At 67.0% G+C, this 25232-nt stretch carries 25 protein-coding genes; 13 read left to right on the forward strand and 12 right to left on the reverse strand.

The genetic code is table 11. From position 1 onward, the window contains the following. The first annotated feature begins 179 nt into the window (after positions 1-179). A complete protein-coding gene (locus tag AC4BCK_RS00395; protein WP_490566447.1) occupies positions 180-1670 on the forward strand; it encodes an FAD-dependent monooxygenase in 1491 nt (496 codons plus the stop codon). 21 nt (positions 1671-1691) lie between these two features. Here AC4BCK_RS00395 and AC4BCK_RS00400 read toward each other — a convergent pair whose 3' ends face one another. Next, on the reverse strand, positions 1692-2579 hold the full coding sequence (locus AC4BCK_RS00400) for an SAM-dependent methyltransferase (RefSeq protein ID WP_490566448.1): 888 nt from the start codon (positions 2577-2579) through the stop codon (positions 1692-1694). Between the two features lie 46 nt (positions 2580-2625). Continuing rightward, positions 2626-3429 (reverse strand): IclR family transcriptional regulator, encoded by an 804-nt coding sequence (locus tag AC4BCK_RS00405; protein ID WP_174180767.1) that lies wholly within the window; start codon positions 3427-3429, stop codon positions 2626-2628. Positions 3430-3563: 134 nt separating this feature from the next. Here AC4BCK_RS00405 and AC4BCK_RS00410 point away from each other — a divergent pair, with 134 nt between their 5' ends. The 10 genes from AC4BCK_RS00410 (at position 3564) to AC4BCK_RS00455 (ending at position 12680) form a co-directional block, all read left to right on the forward strand. Then, positions 3564-4067 carry a tripartite tricarboxylate transporter TctB family protein gene (locus tag AC4BCK_RS00410; protein ID WP_174180766.1) on the forward strand — a complete coding sequence of 168 codons (504 nt, stop codon included), beginning with the start codon at positions 3564-3566 and terminating at the stop codon, positions 4065-4067. A 2-nt stretch (positions 4068-4069) separates the two neighbouring features. Continuing rightward, complete coding sequence (locus AC4BCK_RS00415; protein ID WP_490566449.1) at positions 4070-5572, forward strand: tripartite tricarboxylate transporter permease; 1503 nt, start codon at positions 4070-4072, stop codon at positions 5570-5572. A gap of 52 nt (positions 5573-5624) precedes the next feature. After that, positions 5625-6629 carry a tripartite tricarboxylate transporter substrate binding protein gene (locus AC4BCK_RS00420; protein WP_310113548.1) on the forward strand — a complete coding sequence of 335 codons (1005 nt, stop codon included), beginning with the start codon at positions 5625-5627 and terminating at the stop codon, positions 6627-6629. A gap of 32 nt (positions 6630-6661) precedes the next feature. Continuing rightward, positions 6662-7291 (forward strand): RraA family protein, encoded by a 630-nt coding sequence (locus AC4BCK_RS00425; protein ID WP_490566450.1) that lies wholly within the window; start codon positions 6662-6664, stop codon positions 7289-7291. 22 nt (positions 7292-7313) lie between these two features. Next, a complete protein-coding gene (locus AC4BCK_RS00430) occupies positions 7314-8093 on the forward strand; it encodes an NAD(P)-dependent oxidoreductase (RefSeq protein WP_251421317.1) in 780 nt (259 codons plus the stop codon). Positions 8094-8172: 79 nt separating this feature from the next. Further along, positions 8173-9510 carry a TRAP transporter large permease subunit gene (locus tag AC4BCK_RS00435; RefSeq protein ID WP_490566451.1) on the forward strand — a complete coding sequence of 446 codons (1338 nt, stop codon included), beginning with the start codon at positions 8173-8175 and terminating at the stop codon, positions 9508-9510. Between the two features lie 10 nt (positions 9511-9520). Continuing rightward, the gene (locus tag AC4BCK_RS00440) at positions 9521-9775 is read left to right on the forward strand and encodes a hypothetical protein (protein WP_364274508.1); all 255 of its coding nucleotides are present in this window, start codon (positions 9521-9523) and stop codon (positions 9773-9775) included. Continuing rightward, the gene (locus tag AC4BCK_RS00445) at positions 9772-10755 is read left to right on the forward strand and encodes a cyclase family protein (protein WP_251421322.1); all 984 of its coding nucleotides are present in this window, start codon (positions 9772-9774) and stop codon (positions 10753-10755) included. The genes AC4BCK_RS00440 and AC4BCK_RS00445 overlap by 4 nt, the downstream gene beginning before the upstream one ends. A gap of 96 nt (positions 10756-10851) precedes the next feature. Beyond that, a complete protein-coding gene (locus AC4BCK_RS00450; RefSeq protein WP_174180751.1) occupies positions 10852-11508 on the forward strand; it encodes a GntR family transcriptional regulator in 657 nt (218 codons plus the stop codon). Beyond that, on the forward strand, positions 11505-12680 hold the full coding sequence (locus AC4BCK_RS00455) for an MFS transporter (RefSeq protein ID WP_310113556.1): 1176 nt from the start codon (positions 11505-11507) through the stop codon (positions 12678-12680). Before AC4BCK_RS00450 ends, AC4BCK_RS00455 begins: the two co-directional genes overlap by 4 nt. 32 nt (positions 12681-12712) lie before the next feature. Here AC4BCK_RS00455 and AC4BCK_RS00460 read toward each other — a convergent pair whose 3' ends face one another. The 4 genes from AC4BCK_RS00460 to AC4BCK_RS00475 form a co-directional block, all read right to left on the reverse strand. Next, complete coding sequence (locus tag AC4BCK_RS00460) at positions 12713-13285, reverse strand: MOSC domain-containing protein (protein ID WP_364274502.1); 573 nt, start codon at positions 13283-13285, stop codon at positions 12713-12715. Next, on the reverse strand, positions 13282-15681 hold the full coding sequence (locus AC4BCK_RS00465) for an ATP-binding cassette domain-containing protein (RefSeq protein ID WP_174180745.1): 2400 nt from the start codon (positions 15679-15681) through the stop codon (positions 13282-13284). Before AC4BCK_RS00465 ends, AC4BCK_RS00460 begins: the two co-directional genes overlap by 4 nt. A 93-nt stretch (positions 15682-15774) precedes the next feature. Further along, the gene (locus tag AC4BCK_RS00470; RefSeq protein ID WP_490566452.1) at positions 15775-16197 is read right to left on the reverse strand and encodes a VOC family protein; all 423 of its coding nucleotides are present in this window, start codon (positions 16195-16197) and stop codon (positions 15775-15777) included. Further along, the gene (locus AC4BCK_RS00475; RefSeq protein ID WP_174180815.1) at positions 16194-16601 is read right to left on the reverse strand and encodes a helix-turn-helix transcriptional regulator; all 408 of its coding nucleotides are present in this window, start codon (positions 16599-16601) and stop codon (positions 16194-16196) included. Before AC4BCK_RS00475 ends, AC4BCK_RS00470 begins: the two co-directional genes overlap by 4 nt. 286 nt (positions 16602-16887) lie before the next feature. Between AC4BCK_RS00475 and AC4BCK_RS00480 the strand changes: the two genes are divergently transcribed. Continuing rightward, the gene (locus AC4BCK_RS00480; RefSeq protein WP_174180741.1) at positions 16888-17289 is read left to right on the forward strand and encodes a CBU_0592 family membrane protein; all 402 of its coding nucleotides are present in this window, start codon (positions 16888-16890) and stop codon (positions 17287-17289) included. A gap of 3 nt (positions 17290-17292) precedes the next feature. On the opposite strand, the gene AC4BCK_RS00485 is transcribed toward AC4BCK_RS00480, so the two are convergent. The 6 genes from AC4BCK_RS00485 to AC4BCK_RS00510 form a co-directional block, all read right to left on the reverse strand. Continuing rightward, complete coding sequence (locus tag AC4BCK_RS00485) at positions 17293-18738, reverse strand: SLC13 family permease (RefSeq protein WP_490566453.1); 1446 nt, start codon at positions 18736-18738, stop codon at positions 17293-17295. Between the two features lie 24 nt (positions 18739-18762). Continuing rightward, positions 18763-19023, reverse strand: coding sequence for a hypothetical protein (locus AC4BCK_RS00490; protein WP_174180737.1), 261 nt, complete (start codon positions 19021-19023; stop codon positions 18763-18765). A 208-nt stretch (positions 19024-19231) separates the two neighbouring features. Beyond that, entirely contained in the window at positions 19232-19612 is a 381-nt protein-coding gene (locus AC4BCK_RS00495) for a universal stress protein (RefSeq protein WP_174180735.1), read from the reverse strand. A gap of 36 nt (positions 19613-19648) precedes the next feature. Then, positions 19649-21619, reverse strand: a complete 1971-nt coding sequence (locus tag AC4BCK_RS00500) for a tripartite tricarboxylate transporter permease (protein WP_174180733.1) — start codon at positions 21617-21619, stop codon at positions 19649-19651. A gap of 8 nt (positions 21620-21627) precedes the next feature. Then, the gene (locus AC4BCK_RS00505; RefSeq protein ID WP_400594551.1) at positions 21628-22845 is read right to left on the reverse strand and encodes a Bug family tripartite tricarboxylate transporter substrate binding protein; all 1218 of its coding nucleotides are present in this window, start codon (positions 22843-22845) and stop codon (positions 21628-21630) included. A 78-nt stretch (positions 22846-22923) separates the two neighbouring features. Continuing rightward, positions 22924-24003 (reverse strand): PrpF domain-containing protein, encoded by a 1080-nt coding sequence (locus AC4BCK_RS00510; protein ID WP_472531116.1) that lies wholly within the window; start codon positions 24001-24003, stop codon positions 22924-22926. 278 nt (positions 24004-24281) lie between these two features. Between AC4BCK_RS00510 and AC4BCK_RS00515 the strand changes: the two genes are divergently transcribed. Continuing rightward, the gene (locus tag AC4BCK_RS00515) at positions 24282-25196 is read left to right on the forward strand and encodes a LysR family transcriptional regulator (RefSeq protein WP_363956600.1); all 915 of its coding nucleotides are present in this window, start codon (positions 24282-24284) and stop codon (positions 25194-25196) included. The last annotated feature ends 36 nt before the right edge of the window (positions 25197-25232 follow it).

Here is a 25232-nt window from a genome sequence, read left to right on the forward strand (position 1 = left end):
CCACACTAGACCCATACGGGTCGCCCAGGTCCGTGCCAGGGGCAATAGTTTGGCGGAACGAGAATTGAGCGGATCGCTCCTTCCATTTCCAATATATCTCCGGGTGCGGGGCTTGCGGCAAGGCCGGGCCGGGGGCGCACAATCGCAGTGCCCGCAACCTGGAGAACGGAGCCGGAGCAATGCGTGATCATGCAGCGGTAATAGTCGGCGGAGGCCCTACCGGGCTGATGCTGGCCGGCGAACTGGCGTTGGCGGGAGTTGATGCTGCCATCGTGGAGCGGCGTCCCAACCAGGAACTCGCGGGTGCACGTGCGGGCGGCCTGCACGCACGAACCCTTGAGGTCCTGGACCAGCGGGGCATTGCCGGCCGCTTCCTCGCCGAGGGTCAGGTGGCGCAGGTGGCCGGCTTCGCGGGAACGCGCCTCGACATCAGCGATTTTCCCACCCGGCATCCCTACGGGCTTGGTTTGTGGCAGAACCATATCGAACGCATCCTTGCCGGCTGGGTGGCGGAGCTGGCCGTCACGTTCTACCGCGGACACGAGGTGACCGGACTCGTGGAGGAAGGCGCCGCCGTCGGCGTCCAACTCCAGGACGGCAGGAGGTTGCGTGGCGGCTACGTTGTGGGGTGCGACGGCGGCCGCAGCCTCGTGCGCAAAGCGGCGGGCATCGGGTTCCCCGGCTGGGATCCCACCACCAGCGCGCTGATCGCCGAGGTGGAGATGACGGACCAGCCGGAGTTTGGCGTGCACCAGAACGCTTTGGGCATCCACTCGTTTGGCCGCAGGGAGTACCAGGTTGTAGACGGCAGGGTGGTCTACGCGGACAGCGGGCCTGTGGCGGTGATGGTAACCGAGGGGCACGTCGGGCCTGCAACGGAACCATCACTGGATGATCTCAGAGCAGCACTGACGGCTGCGTGCGGAACGGATTATGGAGTCCACAGCCCCACCTGGATTTCGCGGTTCACGGACATGACCCGGCAGGCCAACGAGTACCGCAAGGGGCGGATCCTGCTGGCCGGCGACAGTGCACACGTCCACTCTCCGGACGGCGGCCAGGGCCTGAACCTGGGTGTGCAGGACGCAGTGAATCTCGGCTGGAAGCTGGGGCAGGTAATCAACGGGACGGCCCCGGACGCGCTGCTGGATACCTACCGTTCCGAGCGCCACCCTGTGGCCGCCCGGGTGCTGCGCAACACCATGGCCCAGGTTGCGCTCCGCCGCCCGGACCCCCGCACCAGGGCGGCAGGTGAGGTGGTCTCCGAGCTCCTGGGCATGGAAGAACCCCGCCGGCGTTTCGCCGCGATGCAGTCCGGTCTTGACGTCCATTACGATCTCGGCGAGGGCCACCCGCTGCTGGGACGCCGGATGCCCGACGTCGACCTTGATACCCGGGAAGGACCCAGCACGGTCTATTCGCACCTCCATGATGCCCGGCCGGTGCTGATGAACTTCGGGGAGCGGGGGTCGCTCGGCAAGGTCCCGCGGCCGTCACAGGTGAAGTTGGTGGATGCGCGGTACGGCGGACCCTGGGAGTTGCCGGTGCTGGGGCACGTCCGTGCACCCGAGGCAGTCCTGGTCCGCCCCGACGGGTATGTGGCATGGGTGGGGGACGTTGGCGGCGACGGCCTTAAGGACGCGCTGGCCTGGTGGTCGGCCGGCCGGTAGTGGTGCCGGCGGCGCGGGCGGTCAGGTTGACTCCTGCCGCGTTGAGGTGCCGGGCTCGCCTGGTGACCCGTTCCCGCCCGCCTTCGCCAGCGTGAAAATCCCGTAGTGCATTGCGCCGGTGCGGTAGGCCAGGATCAGGCGGGGGATGCTCAAAACGAAAATGCGATTGCGTGCGCCAAGGGCGAGGCGGCGGGTCTCGCGGTCCACCAGCAGGGCCTTCACCAGGCGACGGGCGCAGATCGGCCAGGTGCGCGCGACGCGGCGGCTGGCATCCTCATAGCCAGTGATCACAAAGCCCGCCGCCGTGGCCATCGCCCCATACTCCTCGCGCGTGCCCATCGAGGGCAGGCGCCCTTCGCGGCAGATCGGCTCAAGCAGGTGGCGGACCTTCCAGCGGCCGGCATCAGTCCCGGCGAGCCACGCGCAGACGACGAAACGGCCGCCGGGGGACAGCACGCGGTGCGCCTCGGCGAAGAACCTGGGTTTGTCCACCATGTGCTCGCTCGACTCGATCGCCCACGCGGCACTGGCTGAGGCGTCGGGCAGCCCGTTGGCCAGCCAGTCGCGGAGACGGATGTCCACGTGGGGCACAGGACGCGCGGCGGCATAGTGGGCCTGCTCGGCGGACAGCGTGAAGCCGGTAACGCGCGCTCCGCGGGCCAGAGCCAGCCGCCTTGCGGTGGAGCCGTAGCCGCAGCCGATGTCGACGCACGCCTCGTCCGGCATAAGGCGCAGCCGGTCGCCGACGGTGTCCGCCAGCGCCTCGACGGCCTCGGCGGGCGTCTCGCGACCCGTTGCCCACAGGCCGTGATGGACATGCTCACCCCACACCCGGCGATAAATCGGATCGAGCTCGTCGTAGTGATCCGCCACCGCCGCGGCGTTCTGGGAAATTTCGGGGACGATCACGCCATCACAGTACAACGCCGGCGGATTCCGCCGCGGTTCCGGGCGCCTAGTACACGGAGCCCTCAAGCAGTTCGGACAGCCTGCGGGCGGCGCGCCGAAGCTCCGGCACATTGGCCTTGATTTTTTCTTCGGTCGTCGCCTCTGCCGGGCAGTTCAGCGCCATGGCCTCGTTGGCGCGGCCGGCCCTGTTGGTCAGGGCAACCCCGACGGAGAGGACGCCCACGACGCGCTCGTTCGCGGAGTACGCGTAGTCCAAGCCTGGCGCGGGCAGCCGCGACCGCAGCTCCTCAACCGTGAATCCCGGCTCCTCATGGCCGGCGGCGATCGCGGCTGCCACGACCTGTTCGAGCTCTGCGTCAGAGGCGTCCGCAATCAGGATCTTCCCTGCCGCGCCGCGGGTCAATGGCAGACGTTTACCCAGGGGAAGGTCGTACTGCATGGGCGCTTCTCCTTGAACCCGTGCCACCAGGATTCGCTCGTTCCCGAGCCGGGTATGGAGGGACACGGACATTCCGGTCTGCGTTGCCAGCTGTTGCAGGACCGGGCGACCCGCCACCGCCAGGGGATCGTTTTCCAGGAAGCTCTTTGCCGCCGGGAGCACTGCAGGCCCGATCCGGTAGGACTTGTCCGTCTGGCTCACCATGCCGAAATCCTGCAGCACCCGGAGGATCCTCAGTGTTGTGGGCAGGCTCATCCCGCAGTTCCGGGCCAGGTCGCTGAGCCGCTGGGGCCGTTCTGCGCGCTGCAGTTCCGCAAAGACCTCCAGCGCCCGGGACAGGGAGCGCATGTTTGACGCCTTGGGTCCCTCCTCAGCCGATGGGTGGGGGGAGGTGGAAGTCGTCGTCGCCATTCTTTCATTGTATGTAACTTCCTTGCGCTTGACAGGGCGTGTGTCTGGTGTCACTATTTCTCAGTACGCAATATAGTTTCATTCTGTGAAATGCAACGACGCAGCGTGAAAGTGAATCCGAGTGAGAAGGAACCATGACAACGGAGTCAGTCACAGCCACATCGAAGACCGCCGCCAGGGTGGCACCCTCCGTGCTGGCAGGCATCGGCGCGTTCGCGGCCGTCGGCGTGTACGTCCTCATCAGCTCGGTGGGCCTGGGCCTGTGGACCTCCCTTGGACCCGGCCCGGGGCTCTTCCCCTTTGCCATGGGGGCAGTCCTCGCCGCGATGTCCGCCGTCTGGCTCCTCCAGGAACTCCGCCGCCCCAGCGAAACGGCAGAAGGCGTTGACCGCGCACTGGTGATCGCCGTCGTCGCCAGCCTGGTGGTCCTCGCCGCCGTCATGGACCTGCTCGGCTTCCAGCTGAGCATGTTCCTCTTCCTCATGTACCACCTGAAGCTGCGCGGCCGCAGGGCCTGGCCCTCCTCCCTGGTCACCGCCCTCGCCGGCAGCGTGGGCGCGTTCTACGCCTTCAACTACGGCCTCAACGTGGCACTGCCCGTCTCGGCCTTCCCCCTGCTGAACACGATCGGACTCTGAACGTGGATACCCTCAACGAACTTATGGGCGGCTTCGCGGCCGCCATGACCTGGCAAAACCTGCTGTTCGCCTTCCTGGGCTGCCTGCTGGGCACCATCATCGGCGTGCTGCCCGGCATCGGTCCGGTGGCCGGCGTCGCGCTCCTCATTCCCCTCACCCTGAACCTTGATGCCACCGGGGCGATCATCATGCTCTGCGCCATCTTCTACGGCACGGCCTACGGCGGAACCATCACCAGCGTCCTGCTGAACACCCCCGGCGAAGCCGCCTCCGCCATCACCACCATTGACGGCTACGCAATGACAAAGCTCGGCAAGGCCGGGGCAGCCCTGACCATTGCCGCCGTCGGATCGTTCGTGGGCGGCACCGTCGCCACCCTGGGCCTGGTGATGGCCGCCAAACCGCTGGGCGAGCTGGGGCTGCTGGTGGGTCCGCCGGAGTTCTTTGCGCTGATGGTGGTGGGCATCTCCCTGCTCGTGGCGCTCGCCGGCAAGTCCATGGTCAAGGCCGTCATCTCCGGCGCCCTGGGATTGCTGATCGCGATGGTCGGAATCGACCCCGTGGCCGGGGCGCCGCGCTTCACCTTCGGCATGGACCGCCTCCTGGACGGCGTCAGCTTTGTTGCCGTGATCGTGGGCGTCTTCGGCCTCTCCGAGCTGCTGTCCTACCGAAAGGGCACCACCACCCCCAACGTGCACGCCCCAAACCTGCGTTCCCTGCTTCCGACAGGGAGGGAATGGCGCCGGAGTGCGCCCGCCATGGCCCGCGGAACCGGAATCGGCTTCGGGCTCGGTCTCATTCCGGGAATGACCGGCTCCGTCTCATCCCTGCTGGCCTACGGCGCGGAAAAGAAGTTCTCCCGACACCGCAACGAACTGGGCAAAGGCGCCATTGAAGGCGTGGCCGGGCCCGAAACGGCCAACAACTCCCACGCCAACGCCGCCCTGATCCCGCTGTTCACCCTGGGCATCCCGGCATCACCCACCATCGCCGTCCTGATGGGCGCCTTCCTCCAGCAGGGCCTCATTCCGGGGCCCACCCTCTTCACCGAGCACTCCGAGATTGCCTGGGCCATCATCGCCAGCCTGTTCATCGGGAACCTGCTCCTGCTGGTGCTGAATGTTCCGCTGGTGGGACTGTGGACCTCCATCCTGAGGGTCCCCACCACCATCCTCACCGCCCTGATCCTGCTCTTTATGGTCATCGGCGCCTACACCATCAACTTCAGCGTTTTTGATGTCTTCGTCATGATCGGCTTCGGCCTCCTGGGCCTCGCGCTCCGGCACCTGGACATCCCGCTGGCACCCATGGTGCTGACCCTGGTGCTCGGCCCGCTGATGGAACGCTCCCTCCGCGAGTCCCTCGAAATCTCCCAGGGTGACTTCGGCATCTTCACCAGCCGTCCCATTTCGGCAGTCCTGATCGGCCTGGGACTGCTGATCATCTTCAGCCCGCTCCTGAAGCTCCGGAAGCCCAAAGCGCTCAACGAGGACCCGGAAACCTAAACCACACCCCAACCGCAACCCCCGAACACCCCCTTCAAAGGAGAAGAACACCATGAACACCCGTTCCCGCATCGCCGCCGCCCTCGCCGCGGCCTCCCTGATCGCACTCACCGGCTGCGGCGCCAACGCCGGAGCCACGAACGCCGCCGGCGGCGACTTCCCGAAGAAGGGCAAGACGATTGACCTCGTTGTGGCCTTCTCCTCCGGCGGCGCCGTGGACACGGCCGCCCGGCTCATCCAGCCCATCCTGGAAAAGGAACTCGGCACCAACGTCGAGGTCATCAACAAGCCCGGCGCAGGCGGCCAGATCGGCTACACCCAGCTGACCAGCGCCGCCCCCGACGGCTACACCATCGGCGCCACAGGCTCCCCGTCCGTCGTCGTCTCCCCGCTGGACCCCTCACGCGGGGCCAAGTACACGAGGGACAGCTTCCAGCCCCTGGGCCGCCAGGTCATCGACCCCACCGTCATCGCAGTGCAGCCGGACAGCCCCTACCAGACGCTGAAGGACCTCCTGGACGCCGCAAAGGCGAACCCGAAGTCCATGACTGCCAGCACCACCGGGCTCCAGACCGGTGAACACTTCGCCATGGCCCAGATCCAGGAAAGCACCGGCTCCGAATTCGCCCCCGTGCACTTCTCGGAGGGGGCTTCGCAGGCCACCACTGCATTCCTGGGCAAGCACGTGGACATTCTCGTGGCCAACGTCAGCGACGTTGTTGACCTGACCAAGCAGGGCAAGGCCCGCGTGCTGGGCGTCATGACCTCGGAGCGCGCGCCGGCACTGCCGGACGTTCCCACCTTCAAGGAATCCGGCTACGACCTCGAGGCGGGCACTACGCGCGGTTACTCGGCGCCTGCCGGGCTGCCGGATGAGGTGGCCAAAAAGCTCGAGGCGGCAATCCAGAAAGCCATCGAGGACCCCGCCGTGGTGCAGAAGATGCAGGACCTTGGCCTGCAGACCAGCTACCTCTCCGGCGAAGACTACAAGCAGTACTGGGCCGGGCAGGAAGAGGACTTCAAGAAGGTCCTGCCGCTCGTCCAGAAGACCGACTGACCCTCCCGCAATTACCGGACGGAAGAACCATCATGACCAGCCCAGCCATAGACACCCTCACCGCCGATTTCCCCCGCCCCGGGAGGGGCGTGGTGGAGCGCCTCGCCAAGCTGCCCGCCGCCAACATCGGCGACGCCATGGACCGGCTCGGCGTCGCCGACTCCGCGATCCAGGCCATCTGGCCGGGTGCCCTCCTGGCCGGCCCCGCCTTTACGGTGTGGACCAGGCCCGGGGACAACCAGGGAATCCACAGGGCCCTTGAGCTGGCCCGCCCCGGTGACGTGCTGGTTGTTGCCGGCGGAGGCGATTCGTCCCGCGCCCTGTTGGGGGAGCTCATCGGTGAGCGTGCCATCAACCTTGGCATCGCGGGCTTCGCGCTGGACGGGGCAGCGCGCGACGCCGACGCGCTGCGTGAGATAGGCATGCCCGTCTTCGCCCGGGCTACTTCCCCCGCCGGTCCCTACAAGAACGGTCCGTTCCGCCTGGGGACGCCCCTCGCCTTCGGCGGCGTCCCCGTCCTGCCCGGTGACGTGGTCATCGGCGACTCCGACGGCGTCGTGGTGGTCCCGCGGGAGCAGGCGGCCGCCGTCGCAGATGCCGCGGAAGCTGTTTTCGCCGATGAAACGAACCGTCGCCAGGCCATCGTCGCAGCCCGCGGCTAAACCAAGAGAGACAGAGAAAACCATGACAGCGGTAACCGTTATTGGCCTCGGCGAAGCCGGAGCCACCTATGCCGCGGCACTCCACGCCGCCGGCCACAAGGTCACGGGATTCGATCCCGTTGCCCCCGCCACTCCTGCCGGCATCACCCGGGCCGCCACCGCAGCAGAAGCCTGTGCCGGCGCGGACATCGTCCTGGTGATGACGGGCGCCGCCGCCGCACGCAGCGTTGCCGCGGAGTGCCTTCCGGTCCTCGGTCCCGGCAGCTGCTACGCAGACTTCACCTCGTCCTCGCCCGGAACCATGCAGGAACTCGGGCGGCTGCCCGGCAACGCCGACTTCGCCGACGTCGCCATCCTGGGTCCCGTGTCGGCATTGGGGGAGAAAACGCCCCTCATGGCCAGCGGGCCAGGTGCCCGGGCTGTCGCCGACCTGCTCGGCCCGCTGGGCGTCGACGTCGAAATCGCCGAAGGGGAACCGGGGGCGGCCATGGCCCATAAGCTTCTTCGCAGCGTCCTGATGAAGGGCCTGGCTTCCGTGGTGGTGGAGGCCGTGACCGCGGGCCGCGCCGCCGGACTCGAGGATTGGATCCGGGCCCAGATCGCGAGCCAGTTGGCCGGCAACGGGCAGGCCGTGATTGACCGGTTCCTCACCGGCACTGCCAAGCACGCAGTACGCCGCTCGAAGGAGATGCAGGATACCGCCAGCTACCTGGGCGACCTCGGCGTACCGGCCGAGATGACGACCGCCTCTGCCGCTGCCCTGGCCCGGATGGCCCAGGAACCAGCGCCGGCCTTGCGCTGACCGCAGAGTCGGGGACAATCAGGAGCGGATATTTCGTGACCGACCACATCACCGGCGTCCCGCCGTCAGGAGCAGCAGCATGATCGGCATCTGGGCCCTCGCCGCCTACCTTGCCGTCATCCTGCTGTGGACCACCGTGTTCAGGCGCAGCGTGGGGGAGGCGATGATCCTCGGGTTCCTGGCCGTGCTTCCCTTCACGGGGGCGGCAGCGGCGCAGACCGGCTGGGATTCGCTGTACGCGGCAATCACCGATGACATTGTCTACGCCACCATGGCCTTCGTGTTCATGGGCTACCTGCTGGACAGAACCGGGGTCCTGGACCGGCTGATCGACCTGCTCAACTCCCTGATCGGCGGGGTCAAGGGCGGTCCGGCCTGGGTATCCACCGTGGCATCGGCGGGGCTGGGGAGCGTGGTCCACAACCAGGCCGCCATTGCCGCCACGGTGGGATCGGTGACCATCCCGTGGATGGAAAAGTCGCGGCTGGACAAGCCCTCGGCGGCGACGCTCGTGGCGGGCAACGCCGGCATGGGCATCACCTTTCCGTTCAGCGCCTCCATGTTCGTCCTGGTCGGTTCGGCCACCGTGGGGCCGCTGCTGGACATCAACGCCCTGGTCCTCCCGCTGCTGTTCGGCGGCCTCTGGTGCTTCCTGCACCGGCTGGTTGTCACCTGGCTGCTGGTCCGCAAGAGCGGCATGGCCCCGCTCAATGCCGCGCACCGGCTGCCCGTCCGGGCGGCGTTCGGCCGCGGCTGGGCCACGCTTCTGCTGTTTGTTGTGGTGGCCATCCCGCTGGTTGTCACCTCCGGCGCCATCGCCGAGGGGCTTTCGGGCTGGACCGGGGCGGATGTCACCAAGGCCGTCAGCGTCATCGTTTGGATTCCGGTGGTGCTGATCATCACCGGCTTCCTGCTGGGCCGGAAGAAGCTCCCCGCCGGCAGCCGGGAGTGGTGGGCGCTCCTGCAGGACTCCGCGCCCCGCTTCGGGATCGTGGGCGTCACCGTGGTGTTCGCGTTTGCCGGCGCCAACGCCCTGGCTGCCACCGGACTTCCCCGGCAGATGACCGAACTGCTCAACGGGATGAACCTGCCGCTGTGGCTCCTGGCCATCCTGATCGGCCTGATTGTCATCGCAGTGGCCGCGCCGCTGTCCGCGACGGCCACCATGGCCGCCGTCGGAACCGTCGGCGTGGCTGCCCTGGTGGCGGCCGGCGTCCCCGCGACCACCGCAGCCGTGGCCGTGCTGGTCTTTTCGTCCTGCGAGGCGGCGGTCCCGCCGGGCGGCGCCCCGCTGTACGTGGCGTGCGGCATCGCGGACGTGGACCCGGTCACCACGTTCCTCCGGCTGTTCACCCACTATGCCCTGCCGCTGCTGGGCATCGGCGTCCTGATCATCCTCGGCATCCTCCCCATTTAAGGAATCCACCATGCACACCATCCGAAGGGCCGTCGAAGTCCTCTTCGTCCTGACCCTGGCAGCGCTGCTGGCCGGCGGCACGGTGTTCGTCGCCGGCCAGGCGATCGCCCTGGTGGCCGGCAAGGGCGATTGGCTCACATTGCTCAACGACACCATCAAGGCGCCCATGTGCATCGCGGCCTCCCTCTGCGCCGTGGCCGGGTTCCTGCTCAGCTACAAGCGCCGCCAGGACCAGGAACAGCCGCAGGAAGCGGAGGCGCGATGAATCCCGGAGAGGGGACCTACCCGTCCTTCGCGGATTTGCTCGAGCGTGAGGGGGCCTTAGCCGGAACCTCCTGGGGCCTCTTCCCGGACCCCACCCGGGGGACGCCGTCGTTCATTACTCCCCAGGCGGTGCTGGCGGCACGCACCTGCATCCGCACGGGCATGGCCTTTGGCCTGGACTATCCGGCGGATGCCTTTGATCCCGGCATGTCCCTCAAACGCGGCGCGCCCCGGCACACCATCTACTCCTCGCACCCGGCCCACCGCGACGACTTCCTGGACGGGTACTACCTGCAGGGATCCAGCCAGGTCGACGGGCTGCGGCACCGCCGGGCGGACGACGCCGGGTTCTACAACGGCACGCCGGACGAGCGAATCACCGAGGGCACCGCGGACCTGGGGATCCAGGAATGGGCGGACCATCCCATCGTGGGCAGGGGAGTCCTGGTGGACCTGGCCGGGTACCGGGCCGGGCAGGGCGCTCCAATTGACCATGCCTCCGGGGAACCCCTGGGCCTTGACCTGATCGAGGGGGCGATGGCCGCCCAGTCCGTGGACCTCCGGCAGGGCGACATCCTGATGCTGCATACGGGCTGGTGCGAATGGTTCCTTGGCCTGCAGCCGGAGGAGAAGCAGCGGATGCGGGACAGCAGGCGCGCCACGGGAATTGCACAGTCCGAGGAGTTCGTCGCCTGGGCCTGGGACCACCGGCTGGCGCTCCTCGCGGCGGACAACTTCGCCGTCGAATGCCTGCCCGCCGTGCCCGCAAGCCCTTACCGTGAGTCAGCGCCGAGCGACCACGGCATGATGCACCAGCAGCTCCTGGCCAAACTTGGCATGCCCCTGGGTGAACTGTGGCGGCTGGGTCCCCTCGCCCGGCATATGAGGAGTGCCGGCCAATGGGACGCCTTCATCACCATCAAGCCGCTGAACATCACCGGCGGGACCGGGTCGCCTGCGAACGCCACAGCACTGGTGTAAGGCGGCCGCTGGCGCGACGGCGGGCTCCCTCAGAACCCGGTCCTAATTTGTATACATGTATGCATCTACGGCTAAAGTGGCTGTGGAGGTAACAACATGCCTGGTGCAACCACCCGCAACACCGGAGCGGATTTCGTCTACGACGAGCTGAAGCGGCAGATCATCAGCCTGGAGCTGAAGCCCGGGGAACGGGTTTACGAACCAAAGATGGCGTCTGCACTGCAGGTGAGCCGGACGCCGCTGCGGGAAGCCATCCGGCGGCTGGTCTCGGAGAGCCTCCTGGAACAGCAGCCCACCGGCGGCGTGGTGGTGCCTGCGCTGGACGAGGCAGCAATTTCCGAGCTGTACGAAGTCCGCGCGGCCATGGAATCACTCATGGCGCGGAACGCCTGCCTCAAAGCGACGCCGGCGGACATCGAGGCACTCGAAGGCATCCTGGAACGCAACGCTGCGATGGTTGGTTTCGCGGATGAGGCAATGAAGCAGGGGATGTCGCTGCACGGGAGGATCGCCGAGATCGCCGGCAATTCGTGGGCCCGGCGGTTCCATGACCAGGTCTCAAACCAGATGGAGCGGTACCGGCACTTCACCAACAGCACCCAGGAGCGGAGGGACCAGGCCCTGGCCCAGCACCGGACCCTGGTTGCCGCCGTGGCCGCCGGCAACCCGGACCAGGCTGCCAGGACGGCTTTCGAGCATGTCATGGGTGCCCGCGACGCGGCGGTCCGGGCCATGTCCGGCACCCCTGCATGATCGGCGAACTGGGGCGCCGGTCGACGGCGGCACTCCTGGTCCATTCCATGCTGATCCAGGCCCTGACCTTCCTGCTGCGGCCGGCCGCCACGTACCGTGCGCTGGAGCTGGACGTTCCCGGCTTCGCCCTGGGGCTCCTGGCGGCCAGCTATGCCGTCTTCCCGCTGCTGCTCGCCGTCCCCACCGGTGGCCTGGTGGACCGCCTGGGTGAACGCCGCCTCATGGCGGCCGGAGCCGCCGTCGTCCTGGCCAGCGCGTCCTTCCTGCTGCTGTGGGGTACATCGATCGCCGCGCTGATCATCGGAACCGCCCTTCTTGGCGTCGGCCAGCTGGCCTGCGTGGTGGGGCAGCAGGCGGTGGTGGCGAACAACGCCGCCTCGTCCCGGATGGATTCGGCGTTCGGATACCTCACCTTCGCGGCATCCCTGGGACAGGCGCTGGGTCCCCTGGCCATCGCCCTGGTGGGAGGGGCCGCCATCCGCCCGGACACCCAGGCGATCTTCCTCCTTTCGGTGTGCATGGGCCTGGTGCTCCTGGTGGCCACCTTCGGTATCTCGGCAACGGTCAGCGGCAGGAAGGGAAGGGCGGCTGCGGCGGGCGGCGGCAAAGGCAACGTTGCCGCGCTGCTGAAGACGCCCGGCGTGGCGCGGGCGCTCGCCACGTCCGCCACCGTCCTTGCCGTGGTGGACCTGACCATGGTCTACCTCCCGGTGCTTGGATCCGAACGCGGGCTCACAGCGGCAACCGTTGGCGCCCTGCTCGCCGTCCGCGCCGTGTTTTCCATGGTGTCCCGGATCCTGTTGGGGCACGTCTCCCGGAAGCTGGGGCGCAAGCGGCTGCTCGTGGCCAGCCTGGTGCTGTCCACCATCGCTTTGGCCGCCACGGCGGTTCCCATGCCGGTGCTTCTGCTCTTCGCGGTCATGGCCGTGCTCGGACTGGGCCTTGGCATTGGCCAGCCCCTCACCATGTCGTGGCTTTCGGCGCAGGCCCCCGCAGGGCAGCGCGGGCGTGCCCTTGCCCTCCGGCTCGCCGGGAACCGGGTGGGCCAGGTGGTGCTTCCCAGCGTTATCGGTGTGGCAGCGGCAGGAGTTGGCGCTGTGGGGGTTTTCCTCGCGTCAGCCGCCGCGGTGGGCGGGACCCTCCTGCTGCTCCGCGGCGTGCGCCTGGACTGACCGTGGTGCGTCCCCCGGGAGGTGCCGCACGGTTACGGCAGCCGCGACGGGCGGAGCAGGCTGGCCTCACCCGCCTGGGACGGGTCCAACGGCACGGGGCTGACAAGCACGGCAGGGCCACGGCGCAGCAGCCCACTTGAGAGGGCGCGGCACCGGATACCGCCGCGGCCCCGCATGGCCGGGTGGGCGCCGGGCGCCAGCATCTCGTTCATCCAGGCGCAGGGCTGGGCATGCCGGCCGCCGTGGAAAGCCACAGACTGCCCGCCCGACTCCAGCACAAAGTCCTGCCCCAGCAGGGGCACCAGGTGTGCGCCGCGGAGCACCACGTTCCGCCGGGCCAGGAGGGGATTGAACGGCTCCGCGCCCAGTTTGGCCGCGATGGCCTCCAGGGATTCGACGGCGAACAGGGTCACCGCGGCATCCATGTGCGCGGCCTTGCCGAAGAACCTGTCACCCACAATGCCCTTGCCCGCCACCACCTCGGCAGCATCGGCATCCGTGGTGGGCACGTCTGCGGCGCCGTCCCGCGCCCGGCCGAAGTAGGCGTGGGAGGGGGACACCAGCAGGTGCAGGATTTCGACTCCGTACCTGTACTCCTCCGTCATGCCGCGGGGGCACCGACGTAGGCGGCCAGGTGCTTGCCGGTGAGTGTCGGGGAGCCGGCCACCAGTTCAGCCGGCGTGCCCTCGAAAACGATCCGGCCGCCGTCGTGCCCTGCTCCCGGGCCAAGGTCGATGATCCAGTCCGCGTGGGCCATCACGGCCTGGTGGTGCTCGATCACGATCACGGACTTGCCCGACTCAACCAGCCGGTCCAGCAGGCCCAGCAGGTTCTCCACATCGGCCAGGTGCAGGCCGGTGGTGGGCTCGTCCAGGACGTACACGTCGCCCTTCTCGGCCATCTGGGTGGCGAGCTTGAGCCGCTGGCGCTCGCCGCCGGAAAGCGTGGTGAGCGGCTGGCCCAGGCTGAGGTAGCCCAGGCCGACATCCTCAAGCCGCGCCAGGATGGTCCGCGCGGCCGGCGTCTTGGCCTCACCTTCGGCAAAGAACGCTGCGGCCTCGGTCACGGACATGGCGAGGACCTCGGCGATGTTCCTCCCGCCCACCGTGTATTCCAGCACGGCGGCCTGGAAGCGGCGGCCCTCGCAGTCCTCGCAGGGTGACTCCACGGTGGCCATCACGCCGAGTTCGGTGAAAATGACGCCCGCGCCGTTGCAGGTGGGGCAGGCGCCCTCGGAGTTTGAGCTGAACAGTGCCGGCTTCACGCCGTTGACCTTGGCGAACGTCTTGCGGATGGGCTCCAGCAGCCCGGTGTAGGTGGCCGGGTTGCTGCGGCGCGAACCGCGGATGGCGCCCTGGTCGATCACCACCACGCCCTCGCGCTTGGCCACGGAACCGTGGATCAGGGAGCTCTTGCCCGAGCCGGCCACCCCGGTGACGACCGTCAGGACGCCCAGGGGAATATCGACGTCGACGTCCTGGAGGTTGTGCGTCGAGGCGCCGCGGACCTCCAGCACCCCGGACGCCTTCCGGGCGGCCTCCTTCAGGGCCGCGCGGTCCTCCAGATGGTGCCCGGTGATGGTGTCGCTGCTCCGCAGGCCCTCCACGGTGCCCTCGAAGCAGACCTCGCCGCCGTTGGTCCCGGCCCCGGGACCAAGGTCGACGACGTGGTCTGCGATGGTGATCATCTCCGGCTTGTGCTCCACCACCAGGACGGTGTTGCCTTTGTCCCGGAGCTGGAGCAGGAGCTGGTTCATCCGTTCGATGTCGTGCGGATGGAGGCCGATGGACGGCTCGTCGAAGACGTAGGTAACGTCCGTGAGCGAGGAGCCGAGGTGGCGGATCATTTTGGTGCGCTGGGCCTCGCCGCCGGACAGGGTGCCGGCCGGCCGGTCCAGGCTGAGGTATCCGAGGCCGATCTCCGAAAAGGAGTCGAGCAGGTGCTGGAGGCCCTTGAGCAGGGGAGCCACCGAGGGGTCCTTCACGTCCCGGACCCACCCGGCAAGGTCGTTGATCTGCATCTGGCACAGCTCGGCGATGTTCCTGCCGTTGATCCTGGAGGAGAGGGCCTGCTGGGTCAGCCGGGTCCCCTTGCACTCGGGGCAGGTCTGGAACGTGACGGCCCGCTCCACGAACCGGCGGACGTGCGGCTGCATGGCCTCGGGGTCCTTGGACAGCATGGACTTCTGGATCTTGGGGATGATCCCCTCGAAGGTCAGGTTGACGCCTTCCACCTTGATCTTGGTGGGCTCCGCGTAGAGCATGGTGTCCAGCTGCTTATTGGTGAATTTGGCGATGGGCTTGTCCATCGGCAGGCCCATGCCCTCGAACAATCGCCCGTACCACCCGTCCATGGAGTAGCCCGGAACTGTCAGCGCTCCCTCGTTCAGGGACTTGGCGTCGTCGTACAGTGCCGTGCGGTCAATGTCGCTGACGTTGCCCATGCCCTCGCAGCGCGGGCACATCCCGCCGAGGTAGACGGCATGGTTGACCACCGCCTTCTCCACCCGGCCGCCCTTGTCCGTGGACATGACGCCGCTGGCCTTCCGGGTGGGAACGTTAAAGGAGAACGCCGTGGGCGGGCCGGCGTACGGGGTGCCGAGCCGGCTGAAGAGGATGCGGAGCATGGCGTTGGCATCCGTGGCGGTGCCCACGGTGGACCGCGGGTTGGCGCCCATGCGCTCCTGGTCAACGATGATCGCGGTCGTCAGGCCTTCCAGGAAGTCCACCTCGGGGCGGGCCAGGTTCGGCATGAAGCCCTGGACAAACGCGCTGTAGGTCTCGTTGATCATGCGCTGCGACTCTGCGGCGATGGTGGCGAACACCAGGGAGCTCTTGCCCGAGCCGGACACCCCCGTAAACACCGTCAAGCGGCGCTTGGGCAGCTCAACGCTGATGTTCTTGAGGTTGTTCTCCCGCGCACCCTGCACGCGGATCAGGTCGTGGGTGTCGGCGACGTGCAGCCCGTTGGCCTGGGTAGTGGTGCCGGTGTCCGTGCTCATCGGGTCTCCATCTGTTGGGCTGCGCTGATGTCCCTGCCGGGGGAGACTGCGCCCGCAGCCTCCCCCGGCGTGGCTTTCTTCAATCCTTGCAGCCTACGGCTGCTGGTTGATTCGTACGGTATTCCCGGCCGGGTCGCGGAAGGCGCAGTCGCGGATGCCGTAGGGCTGGTCCACCGGTTCCTGCACGACGTCGGCCCCGCTCGCCTCCACCCTGGCGAAGGCGGCGTCGACATCCGGGGCGGAGAGGATGACGGTGGCGTAGGTGCCCTTGGCCATCATTTCGGTGATGGTGCGGCGTTCGTCGTCGGTGATGCCCGGATCCACGGCCGGCGGGTGGAGGACGATGGAAACGCCGGGCTGCCCGGCGGGGCCCACGGTGATCCAGCGCATGGCGCCGCGGCCCACATCGTTGCGGACCTCGAAGCCCAGGGCGTCACGGTAGAACGCCAGGGAAGCGTCGGGATCGTTGTGCGGAAGGAACGTTGAGGAGATGGTGATGTTGTCCATGGCAGTCATGCTAGTTGCGGTTCCGGAGCCGGCGCTTCTCGATTCCTGACCGGTCTGGTGACCTGCTTCGCCACGCACGCGGGGATGCCCGCCGTCGTGCTTTTTGCCTCCTGCTTGTAGGCGCTGGGCGGCATGCCCACCAGCTCACTGAAGCGGGTGCTGAAGGTGCCCAGCGAGGAACAGCCGACGGCGAAGCACACCTCCGTGACGGAAAGGTCACCCCGGCGCAGCAGCGCCATGGCCCGTTCGATCCGGCGGGTCATCAGGTAGCTGTACGGCGATTCCTGGTACGCGGCCTTGAACCTGCGGCTGAGGTGGCCGGCGGACATGTGGACACCGCGGGCCAGGGCCTCGACGTCCAAGGGCTGCGCGTACTCCCGGTCGATCCGGTCCTTGACCCGGCGAAGGAGCATCAGCTCGCGCAGGTGGGGGTCGGTGGTCACCCTTCAGATGGTGCTACCTGCCGGGGAAGTTGTCCAGACTTTTGAAGGCGCGGACGCTGCGCAAAACGCCCCCTTTTTGCAGGGTATGATTATGCCGCCAGCCGGCATGAGGTCCTCGCCCGAACAGGGCTCGAGTCAACGCAGTGTTGGATGATGTCCGTTCAATGAGCAGTGGCATCCGGCGAAACCAAACCCCTTTTCATCACTGTCAAAGACCCTGCCCGGATACTGCGCGGGCAGCACCTGAAAGGACCCCATGGAACTGCTGTGGGAAATCGCCGGCTGGGCCGGCGCGGCTGCGATTCTCAGCGCGTACCTGGCCGTTTCCATGGGCTGGCTGAAGGCCGGCAAGGGATTCCAGACCGCGAACCTTGTTGGCGCGGTCGCCTTCATCATCAACGGCACCTTCCACGGCGCCTGGCCTTCCGTGGTGACGAATGTGGCCTGGTTCCTCATCTCCGCCGTGGCGCTTGTCCGGATGCGTCCCGAGAACAGCCCGGCGGCGGTGCCCGCGGATCCGCAGGTCCAGTTTCCGGGTGTCCCGGACACCACGGGCCAGATGGCCGTCGTCGAGGTCCTTACCGGTTCCATGCCAGTGGTCTCCATGCCCGCCGTCTCCATGCCTGCCATGGCTGACGGGCAGCGCCTGGCGCACTGACCGTCACATGATCCCGGTGGGCACCAGCAGTGCCCAGGCCAGCAGCGGCGCAGCCAGCACAACCCCGCCGGCGTAGATCATCAGCTGGCGGTAGACGCGCTGCCGGTCGTCCTCGCGGGCGTTGGCGACCACCAGCGCACCGTCGGTGGAGAACGGCGAAACATCCACCACGGTGGCCGCGATGGCCAGGGCGGCCACCGTTCCCGATGCGCTCAGCGTGCTGGTGGCCAGCAGCGGGCCGGCCATGGGAATGAACGCGGTCAGCAGCGCTGTGGAGGAGGCGAAGGCCGAGCCGACGCCGATGACGTAGCAAAGCACCAGGGCGATCAGAAGCGGGGCGCCCAGGGCAAGGGCCTGCTCGGCGAGGGTGTCGATGACGCCCACATGCTGGAGCAGCGAGACGTAGGTGATCATGCCCGCCACCAGCAGCACGGTGGACCAGGAGATGCCGCCGATGAGGGTCTGGTGTTCCTTGATATTGATCAGGGCCAGGAGGAGGCCGGCGGAGAGGGCCACGAAGCCGATCGGCATGTGGAAGCCCAGGGTGCACACCAGCATCACCACGATGAGCATCAGCGTGAGGATTTGCTGGCCGTGCGGACGGATGGTGCCGGGCGCAGGCATGCCGGTGTGGTGGCTGCCGGCGCCGTCGCGCAGTTTGCCCAGGAGTGCCAGCACCACGACGGTCAGGACCGAGAGGATGAGGTTGACGGCAAAGCTGGCAATGAACAGTGCACCCTGCGAAATGGGGAAGCCGTTTTCCTGGGCGATGTCGTGCACCAGCACCCCGGCCACGGACAACGGGGAAAAACCGCCCGCGTGGGCTCCGTTGATGATGAAGGCGCCCATCAGGACCGGGTGGATGCGCGATTCGTAGGCAAAGCCGATGGCCGCCGGCGCCAGGAGCGCGACGGCGGCCGGGGAGAAGGTTCCCAGCGCCGTGAGTGCGGCAGCCATGAGGAAGAACACCCAGGGAAGCATCAGCGTCCTGCCCCTGACGAGGCGCACGCAGGCCTGCACGATGACGTCGATGGTGCCGTTCCGCTGGGCCATGCTGAAGAAGTAGGTGACGCCGATAATCGTCAGCACGATGCTCGCGGGGAACTCCGCAAGGATCTCTTTGTCGGTCATGCCCAGCATGAAGTAGCCGACGCCAAAGGACGCAACCAGCCCCATCACCCCGATGTTCAGCGGCCACCGGGTCGCCACCACAAACATCACGACGAGGATGATGAGCGGGATGATCTGGATGGCGGTCATGGTCTGCTCCGGTTCCGTGGGGGCCGCCGGGCCGGGCAGGACCACCCCAAGTACGAAGGCAGCCAGACCCAGGACCGCGAGAGCGGCGAGTACCAGCAGAATACGGCGGCGGCGCCGGGGGCGCCCTGGCCGGTCTTCCGGGGTGTGCTCCACCGCGGGGGAAAGGGTTCGCTGCGGCGTGTTGCTCATGGTGGTTCTCCTCGGTGGTTGGCTCTACGTGTTCCTGGTTGCGGGCCGGCGGTAGACACGCAGGCCGTCACTGTGCAGGAACAGGGCGCGTCCTTTTCCTTCGTCCTGCTGGAGCCAGAGGAGGCTGCCGTCCAGGGCGAGCATGTCGATCCGTCCTGATGCGATGGGCCGCCCCTGGCGGTGGATTTCCACCTGGTCGCTTCGCGAAAGCTTGCACCAGTTGGGAACCGGTTCAGGAGAGAGGGGTGCGGCACCCCGTCCGACGGGCTGGGGACGGTTGTACAAGGTTTTCTCTTTCTCCTTGGTTGGGGGGTGTCCTTGCCGGACTGCCCTCGGAAAGTTCATGGGAGGAGGCAGGGTGACCGGTGGTCACCCTGCCTCCCTTGCGTGCTGTGGCGTCCCTGCGCCCGTCCTTCGGGCTACCTGTTGCGATGGAGTGCGGGAACGGCAGCACGCGGGCCGGACAAGAAGTCCGGCAGCCAGTGGGCTCCGGTCAGAGCTTGTCGGAGCGGACCGCCAGCACCGGGCAGGTGGCGTCGAGCAGGATCCTCTGGACGGTGCTTCCGAGGATGAGCTTTCCCACCATGGACCGGTGCCGAAGGCCGATCACGATCATGTCGACGTTGCGGTCCTGGGCGATCTGGATGACAGCATCCCCGGGATCAGACAGGACCGAGGACTCGATGGTCAGGCCCAGGCCGGCCTCGGCCAGCCGGGTTTCCAGCCCGCGCACTTCCTCCGGCTCCAGGTCGTGGTGGCCGCGGCCGATATTCACAATCAGCAGGTCCGACTTCCTGAGGTGCGCTTCCTTGATTCCTTCTGACAGGGCTTCCCTGCCTTCTGAAGCAGGTGCATAGGCGACGAGTACCGTCATTTCTTTTCTCCAATGGCCAATGTGTGTGGCGGACGTCTAAACAAGGGTGTTGAACCAGCCCTGCGGCAGGTCGATCGGCAGCAGCGAGGGGAGTGCGAGGAGCACGAGGTACAGGACGCCTGTGTAGATCACGGCGACTTTCAGCCGCGCCCTTGCCACGACCAGCAGGAAGGCGGGGATGAAGATCGTTACCGCGATCAGGTACCCAAAGACGGCGGTCAGTGCGAGGAATCCGGTCATCCATGCGAACGTCTTGAACGCGAACCCTGCGTCAAGGGTCCAGCCTGCACCTTCGGTCCGTGCCCGGAGCCGGGTGCGGATCTCGGTGAACAACAGGATCCCGGAGAATACCAGGCCGCCGATACTCACCAGCTGCGGCACCAGCCGGGCCTCCGGCGAGAATGACGTGGACGATATCAGTGCCGCGGCGAAGGCCGCGGTGAAGATGCCTGCCGCAACGAGGGACCAGTTGGAGTTCTTCAGCGGAGCCTCGTCATCTTCGGGCTGTTCGTCCCTGTGTCCGTCGTCGAAGTTGGTCTTGCGGCGGGCGCGGATGAACTTGATGAAGGCCCAGATGATGGGGAGGACCAGGATGGCCAGGAACACCAGGACACCGGGACGCAGCATCCAGTCGAATCCTTCGTAGAGGCTGTCCGTCAGGAAGTAGTACCGCTCCAGCGGGATGGCCAGGACGAACCCGATCAGGAACGGTGCCCGGGGGAAGCCGGTGGACTTCAGGAGCCAGCCAAAGACGCCCAGGATGATCATGATCCAGAGGTCGCCGAGCTGGCCGCCTTCCTGGAAGGAACCCAGGAGCATCACGGCCACCAGGCCTGCTGCCAGGACCGCGAAGGGAACCTTGGTGAGCTTGGCGAGCTGCTTGACGCTGAGGAAGCAGAACAGGGCGCCCAGGATCGAGGCGATCGCGAAGGACCACACGATCAGGTACATCAGGTCCAGGTGTTCGGTGATGATGGAGGGGCCCGGCTGAATGCCGTAGGTGAGGAGCATGCCCAGGAGCATCGCCGACGGGACACCGCCGGGGATACCAAACAGGAGGGTGGGGATCAGGTCTCCGGCTTCCACGGAGTTGTTGGCGCTTTCGGGGCCGACGATCCCGCGGGGGTCCCCCTTGCCGAACTTGCGCTTGTCCTTGGCCGTTGCGACGGCCTGGCCGTACGCCAGCCAGGTTCCGGCGGTGGCGCCGACGCCGGGCAGGACACCTGCCCAGATGCCGATGAGCGCTCCCCGGATCACCTGGGTCCAGTGGCTGAGCCATTCGCGGATGCCCCGGCCCCATCCCCCGCCCAGGCTGATGGTTTCCTTCTGTCCGCGGCGCTGGCTGGCACGTGAGGCGATTTCGGCCAGGCCGAAGATGCCCAGCGCCACGGCCACAAGTGACAGGCCGTCGCCCAGGAAGAGGCTGCCGAAGGTGAAACGCTCCTCGGCCGTGGTGGGCGAGGTTCCCACCATGCCCAGCACCAGGCCCAGGAGGCCTGCCGAGACGCCCTTGATGATGTTTCCCCGGGACAGTACGGCTGCCAGGGCGACGCCCAGGACGGTCAGCATAAAGAGCTCGGGGCTGGCAAAGGAGAGGACCAGCGGCCGGGCAAGGGGGATGGCCAGGGTCAGGCCGATGGCACCGATGATGCCGCCGGCCATGGAGGACAGGAACGCCAGGGTCAGGGCACGTGCGGCCTCGCCTTTCTTCGCCATCGAATAACCGTCGAGCATCGTGACGCTGGCGGAGGCGGAGCCTGGTGCCCCGAGCAGGACAGCGGAAACGGTGTCTGAGGTGTGCACGACGGCGAGGGCGCCGATGAGCAGGGCAAGCGCCTGGGGCGGTTCCATGCCGAACGTGATGGGCAGGAGGATGGCGACGGCGCCTGTTCCGCCGAGGCCCGGGATGAGTCCCATGACCAGGCCGGCGACGGTGCCGATCAGGAGCATGATGAGGAGGGAAGGATCAGCGAGGGATGCCAGCGCTGCCATTGCGGAGTCAAGCATGATGGTCCTTATTCAACGTGGATGTTGTATTTGTCCGCGAGCAGTCCCGTGACATAGGACCGGACGGAGCTGCTGACGGTGTAGGCCTCGCGGACCCGTTCGGCCACGCCGGAATCGGCCACCAGGGGATAGCCGCCGAGTACTTTGGCGGCCTTCTCCTGGAATGCCGGGTCCGTGCCGAGCTTTTCGCTGGACTCGCGCAGCAGCTGGTACGCCTTCTCGGGGGTCTCTTGCGGAACCCAGAGCCCTTTTTGGTAGGTGTAGGTGAGTCCAAGCAGGGTCTTGTAGGCCTCGTACTTTTCACCCGAGGGCTTTGATCCGTGCAGCGTCTCGTAAGCTTCTGCAACCGTGGGAACGTCCGGAAAGTTCGGGTCGCGGACTACTTCCCCGGCCTCGTCCAGCTGGCCGAAGGACATCAGGACAACGGCTTTGCCTTCCTTGGCGATGCCTTCGACCGCCGAGCCGTAGGCCGACGTCGTCTGGTAGTCCAGATCGATTTCCCCGCGCTGGAGGGCCAGGTTGACGGGTCCGCGGCCTTCGAAGCCGAAGGTGCTGGTGACGTCCGCCTCGAGCAGGTCGAAAGCCACCAGGGTGGTGATGTCCAGGCCCGTGGCGCTGATGCCGCCGAATTCCAGCGGGGTGTCCCTGTTGATCAGGTCCTGCACGCCGGCCACCCCGGCTTCAGCCCGGGCGTAGATGACGCCGCCAGTTCCATTGACGACGACGGGCTTCAGGTCTTCGAACGAGTACTTCACCGCTGAGCGGCCCAGCACCCAGGGCACAACCGTCGATGCGGTGCCCACCAGGATCTCGGTCCCGTCAGTCTTGGCGGAGCGGGCGAACCGGTTGGTCCCGAGGATGCCTTCACCGCCGGCTTCATTCACGGGGGCAAAGCCGGGGCGGCCGGCCACATAGTTGGTGAGCTCTGTGCCGATGAAGCGCGCCCACGTGTCCGTGCCACCGCCGGATGCCAGCGGAATGAGGAATTCGAGGGTCTCGCCGCTGAAGTCGCCGTCTTCGGTGCTGGAGGGCGGGTTCAGCAGGCTTCCGCCCAGGACGGTGGTGGCAGTTCCAAGCAGTGCGAAGGCTCCTACTGCGGCAAGGATCGTGCGCCGGGAGTGCTTCGGGGGATCTGGCAGCTCTGTGTGTTGGGTCTGCTCTGCAGGGTCGGCAGCGCCGTCCGGGGAGGTTCCGGGCGGCTCCAAGGATGACTTATTGCTCGTCATTGAGGAATCCTTTGGGGTTGGTGCCTTCCTTCCATGAAACACCAGTCCGGTGCAGCTGGGCGGGGAGGCTGTTGGGGGTTACCAGGTCTGTGGAAGCAGCAGTTCCGCGTCAGCGATGCGGCGGGCGCTTCGGAGGGTGCCGACGACGGGGACGCCGTCACGTACTTCCGCCCATGTCTGGACGATGCCGGCCGGTGTCCGCATGGTCAGGCCTGAGGAGGGATCTGTGGCGAGCAGGTCCCGGACCACCGTGCCCTCATGCTGCGCGGCCATGGTCAGGGCTACGCTTCCGGTGATCGCGAGGGCGGGATGGAGTCTGCCCATGGACAGCATTCGGACAACAAGGTCAGCCTCGTCGTCAGGCGATGCCGTGGCCACGATCGCCAGCTTGGGGATGGCCCGCTCGGCCTCGGCCCGGCTGGCCGCAAGACCCATGCGGACGGCCGCGTCCCTGCGCACGTCATCGAGGTGCACCAGCAACGCCGGCTGGCTGTCGATGTCCGCCGCGGTTTCGTGGCCCGTGAGCCCGATGGACGCGGCGTCGAGGATGATCAGCGGTGCCCCGGCATCAATGAGCGTGGCGGGAACCTGCCGGCCGTCGAAGGTCACCTTGTCCAGGGGCTCGCCGGTGGGAAACAGCTTCCCGGTGGTGCGCCCCGCAGGGTCGAGGAAACCCATGCCCACCGGAAGCCCGGGGAAAGGAACGCCCGGGATCAGCTGGGTCCCGGGATCCTGGAGTGCGCCACCGGGGGTGGGGACTTTCTGCAGGATGAGCTGATCGGTGTTGGTGTTCAGCGTCCTGACCGAGGTGCTTTCCTGGCCGGGCTCCACCCAGCCGCGCTCTATGGCGTACGGTGCCACCACTGCCGAGCAGTTTCCGCAGTTGCTTCCCCAGTCCACCTTGTGTTCATCTATGGCCACCTGGGCGAACGTGTAGTCAACGTCAGCGTCCTCGCCCAGGGAACGGGAGAGGATGACTGCCTTGCTCGTCGTGGATGTCCCGCCGCCCACTCCATCCACCTGCCGGTGGTCGGGGCTGCCAAAGAGGCGGAGGAGGACCTCGTCCACGCTTTTTCCGGGGACCTGGAGGTTGTCCCATTCGAAGACCCAGCACTTGCTGGTCCCGCCCCGCATCCACACTGCTGGGATCTTAAACATGATTGCCCTTCACATCCTTGTGGGCCCTTCAATGGGCCATCAAGCCTTACCGGCTTTCACCAGTGTGATCCGGGTCAATGATGAATTACAAACGCCAAATTTTGCATATCTATGCACTTTTTCTTCAATCACAAGCACAGCTGCCCGCGCACTTTTAGCCCTTCTGCAACGGAAGCGGCGGAGCCGGCATCGGCGGGCGCGCGATTTCCAGGTCTGCATGAAGCAGTGGCCTAGAATGGTGAGGGGTATGTAACAAACACTTCAATCGGAGGGCTGGCATGTTGAACGTCCGGAGGCTTGAACTGCTGCTTGATGTTGTTGAGCTCGGGTCGATCACCGCTGCGGCGGAAAAGCATGTGTACTCGCCCTCCGGGGTTTCCCAGCAGCTCCGGCGCCTGGAAGCCGAAATCGGGCAGCCCCTCCTGCAGAGGCAGACGCGGGGCATGGTCCCCACGGATGCCGGACACGTCCTTGCCTCCCATACGCGGCGCATCCTCCGGCAGATGGCAGCGGCCGAGGCCGACCTTGCGGAAATCGCAGGCCTTAACCGGGGCAGCCTCACCATGGGAACCTTCCCCACGCTCGGAGGCTCGTTCCTCCCCGTCGTCATCAGCCGATTCAAGAAGGAGTACCCGGCCATCGAGCTGCATGTCCGCAGCAGCCGGTTCGAGGACCTGATTGAGATGCTGGAGAACGGCCAGGTGGGAATGTCACTGCTGTGGGACTACGAATGGAACCGGATGAATCCGGAGGACTTCGCCCTGACCACGGTGTTCGAGGACGCCACAGCGCTGATCGTCGGCAAGGACCACCGCCTGGCCCGCCGGAAGCAGGTGGCCATGGCGGACCTGGCGGACGAGGAATGGATCGTCCGCGGCCAGGAACACCCTGTCGTGGAGGTCCTGCAGCGAAGTGCCAGCGCTGCCGGATTTACGCCCCGGATCGCCTTCCACGCCAATGACTACCAGGAGGCCCAGGCCATGGTCAGTGTTGGCCTGGGCATCGCGCTGGCGCCCCGGACCGCCGTCGTCAATAAACACCCCGGCGTGAGCATCGTTTCGCTGGGCTCATCGGCCCCGTCCCGGCGGGTCCTGCTGGCGCACCGCCATGACAGGGTCCGTGCTGCTGCCGAAATTGCCTTCCAGACAACGCTCCTGGAGGTCGCAAAGCATTCGACGGCCGACTTCCGGTGAGGACGTGCGGAACACCGGCGCGAAGAAGATCGTCCA

This window comes from Pseudarthrobacter sp. As-47 (assembly GCF_058215595.1).